This window comes from Saccharopolyspora sp., assembly GCF_017434145.1.
In the GTDB taxonomy this organism is placed as follows: Bacteria; Actinomycetota; Actinomycetes; order Mycobacteriales; family Pseudonocardiaceae; genus Saccharopolyspora_C; species Saccharopolyspora_C galaxeae.
Map to the genome: position 1 here is coordinate 1 of NZ_JAFRFW010000407.1, position 3700 is coordinate 3700.

2 protein-coding genes are annotated in these 3700 nt (G+C 70.7%); both read right to left on the bottom strand.

Annotated elements, in window-relative coordinates; all coding sequences use genetic code 11:
* The coding region (locus IJH84_RS11075; protein ID WP_295143609.1) for an acyl-CoA dehydrogenase family protein at positions 1-776 on the bottom strand (776 nt) is incomplete at its 3' end.
* Positions 777-859: 83 nt separating this feature from the next.
* Entirely contained in the window at positions 860-3004 is a 2145-nt protein-coding gene (locus IJH84_RS11080; RefSeq protein WP_295143611.1) for an acyl-CoA dehydrogenase family protein, read from the bottom strand.
* Positions 3005-3700: the final 696 nt, after the last annotated feature.

The following is a 3700-nucleotide window of genomic DNA, read 5'->3' on the forward strand; positions in this document are numbered from 1 at the left end:
ACGGCTTGGAAAGTGGCCAGCGGGCGGCCGAACTGGGTGCGGGTGCGCACGTGTTCGGTGGTCAGGTCGAGCGCGCCGCCCACCGCGCCGTCGCCGAGCGCGCACATGCCCGCGAGTGCGCAGCGGTACAGGTCCGCCACGGCCCCGGGATCTTCGCCGAGCCGTTCGGCCCGCACTTGCTCGAACCGCAACGTCGCGGCTCGCGCGCCGGACATCGGGCCGGTTTCCCGCGAAAGCCCGGCCGCATCCGGCCGCACGACGGCGACCGCTGTGCCGCCACCGTCCACTGTGACCGGAACGAGGATTTCCCGCGCCGAATCGGCGTGCAGCACGTCCGTCTTCGTACCGGACACCACGAGTGAGTCCTTTTCCTGCCGTGCCAACGTTTTCGGCGCGCGCGGCAGCGGGGCGGAGGGCTCGTTCACGGCGGCGGTGAGGATCTGCCCGGAGTCCGCTTCGCCCAGCAGGCGATCCTGCTGCTGTTCCGTGCCGTGCCGCGCGATCGGCAGCACGCCGAGAGCCAGCGTGGCCAGCGCGGGGACTTGCGCCGCATACCGGCCCACTTCAGTGAGCAGCACGCCGGTGGCCATCGGGCCGAGGCCCGCACCGCCGAGCCGTTCCGGCACCGCCAGCGAGAGCAGGCCCGCCGCCGCCATCGCCTTCCACAGCGAAGCGGTTTCCGCATCGGCGGGCTGCTCGCGGTCCCGCTCCCGGCTCAGCACCTCGGTCGCCAGGTCCCGCACGGAGTGCTGCGTGTCGTCGAGCGCGAACTCCACACCGGCTCCTCGCCTCGTCCAGCCATCCCAAATGAAACTTGTTCTAGTTCTAGCGGTCGAGCGGGATGTTCCGCAAGCACGGCTCAGGCCCGCGGGAGGCCGAGGATTCGTTCGGCGGCCACCGTGCGCAGGACCTGGGTGGTGCCGCCCGCGATGCTCAGGCACCGGGTGAGCAGGAATTCGTGCGCGGATTCCGCGGCGGCGCCGTCGGTCGCGGCACCATCGGCCCCGAGGAGTTCGAGCGCGGTCTCGGCGGCTTCCTGCCGGTGCCGGACACCGACGAGCTTCTCCACACTGGACTGAACACCCGGATCCTGGCCGTTGAGGCTGCGCAACGTCCCCCGCAGCCGCAACAGCGACACCGAGAGCCCTTCGGCCACCCGCGCCCCGACCCGCTCCTGCGCGGTTTCCGCCAGCGCGAGCAGCCGCTCGACCTCCTGCCCCAGCGACGATCCGCCGCTCATCGCGACGCGCTCGTTGGACAGCGTCGTGCGCGCCAGCCGCCAGCCGCCGCCCGGCGCGCCCACGACCAGCTCGTCCGGCACGAAGACCCCGTCCAGGAAGACCTCGTTGAACCGCTCTTCGCCGGTGATCTCCCGCAACGGACGCACTTCGAGGCCCGCGGCGGCCATGTCGACCAGGAAGTAGGTGATCCCCTTGTGCTTCGGCGCGTCCGGATCCGTGCGGGCCAGGCAGATCGCCCAGTGCGCCTGCTGCGCCATCGACGTCCAGACCTTCTGGCCGTGCAGCCGCCACCCGCCGGAGACCCGCTCGGCGCGGGTGCGCAGCGCGGCCAGGTCGGAACCGGCGCCCGGCTCGCTGAACAGCTGGCACCAGGTGATCTCGCCGCGCATCGTCGGCCGGACGAACCGCTCCTGCTGCTCGGCGGTGCCGTGTTCGAGCAGGGTCGGCACCGCCCATGCGCCGATGACGAGGTCGGGCCGGTGCACTCCGGCCCGGTGCAGCTCCTCGTCGATGAGCAGTTGCAGCGGCGGCTCAGCACCGAGGCCGTACGGCTCGGGCCAGTGCGGGGCGAGGTAGCCGGACTCGCTGAGCCGCTCCCGCTGCCGATCCGGCGGCAACGCGGCCAATTCCGCGGCGATTCCGCGAACTTCGGGCCGCATGGCCTGCACGTCGTCCGGGATGTCGCCGCTGATGCTCAGGTTCCGCCTGGCCCCGTCCAGCGCCAGCTCGGCCGTGCGCTCGCGCCACACGGCGCCGCCACCGAGCCATTGCCGCAGCGCAACGGCTCTGCGCAAGTACAGGTGCGCGTCGTGTTCCCAGGTGAATCCGATGCCGCCGAGCACCTGCACGCAGTCCTTCGCGGTGTCCACCGCCGCGTCCAGCGCCACCGCACCGGCCGCCGCCGCGGCCAGCGGATGCTCGTCCGGGCTCTCGTCGAGCGTGCGCGCGGCGTCCCAGGCGAGCGCGGCGGCCTGCTCGGCGCGGCACAGCATCTCCGCGCAGAGGTGCTTGATCGCCTGGAAGGTGCCGATGACCTGCCCGAACTGCTCCCTGGTCCGAGCGTGCTCCACGGCTGTGCGCAGGCACCACCCGGCGATTCCCGAGGCTTCGGCCGCGGACAGCGCCACCAGCGCGTCGCGCACCTGGGCCGTATCGAGCCCGTGAACCACGGCATCCGGCGCGACCTCGAGGTCTTCGCACCCGACGTCGCCCAGCGACCGCGACAGGTCGAGCGCACGCCGCTCGTCCACGCGCACCGCACCGGATTCGACGAGGAACCACACCTCGCCGGAGTCCGGCGTCCGAGCCACCAGCAGCAGATGCGATACCTCCGGCGCGGACAGCACGGGACCGGCCGTGCCGGAAACGACCCAGCCGCCGCCCTGCCGCACAGCCGTCAGCTGCCCCGAATCCGCCGCCACTGCAACGGAAATCTCGCCTTCGGCCAATTGCCGCAACAATTCGGCCGGAACGTCCGCGTGGCCGAGCAGCACGCTCGCCGCGCAGGTGCTCAGCACCGGCCCGGGTACCAGCGCCTCAGCCGCCGCTTCCAGCGCTGCCGCGAGATCGGCGACTCCCGCACCGGCGCCGCCGACCGCCTCGGGCAACGCGATCGAGAACACGCCGATCTCGGCGAGCCCCTTCCACCCGGGGCCCGGCGCCGGACACCCGCCCTCCCTGATCCCGGCGGTGTCGAGCTCCTCCGACCAAGCCCGGACCGACTCCCGCACGTCCTGCTGCACGTCGGTGATCGCGATCGCCATAGCGCCTCCTGTCCGCCGGAGCAGCAGCGTAATAGAACAAGTTCTAGGTGGGCCAGGGCCGGCCTCCGCTGCCCATCTCCACCAACGCCGCGAACCCGCGGCAGCCGACTCGAGTCCGGGCGTTGAGCCTTCGTCCTGTTTCCGCCGATGCACGGGCCGGACTGTTGCTACGTTGCCCGGGCAATGATCACCCGAGGGGGAGGATTTCGTGCCGAACGGCTACCGGGTGCAACTGGACAAGCTGGCGCAACTGATCAACGATCTGGACCGCGCGGCCGACGACATCACCACCGCGAACAACGCGCTGCGCAACTGAAGCCCGCAAAAAGCGGCAACTCCAGAAGACGTCGATCACGGGTCCGACCAGGTGGAATCCCAGGTTCACCAGAGGATGGGGCAGCAATCCCGATGACGAGCACGAACGGGCCCAGCGCGCCATCGACCCGGCGGGAGCAGCAGCGGACGCTAGCACGGCAGTGGGCACGAGGAGCTTGGGCGGAACCATGCGATGCGATCTTCTTCCACCGGAAACGTTTCAGCCTGGAACACTTCACGGGCCGAGCGGAGTTCGGCACCATGCCTCTACGGCATAGAGTGTTGTGGATATTCCTGCTAACCGTCCTCTTTCCCGTCTGGTTCGTGTACGGCTGGATCCGGCAAGGCCTTGATGACGCGGGAATCACCAAAGCGGCAAAG

Coding starts and splice junctions, on each gene's coding strand:
- IJH84_RS11080 (WP_295143611.1), bottom strand. CDS start 3,004: ATGGCGATCGCGATCACCGACGTGCAGCAGGACGTGCGGGAGTCGGTC.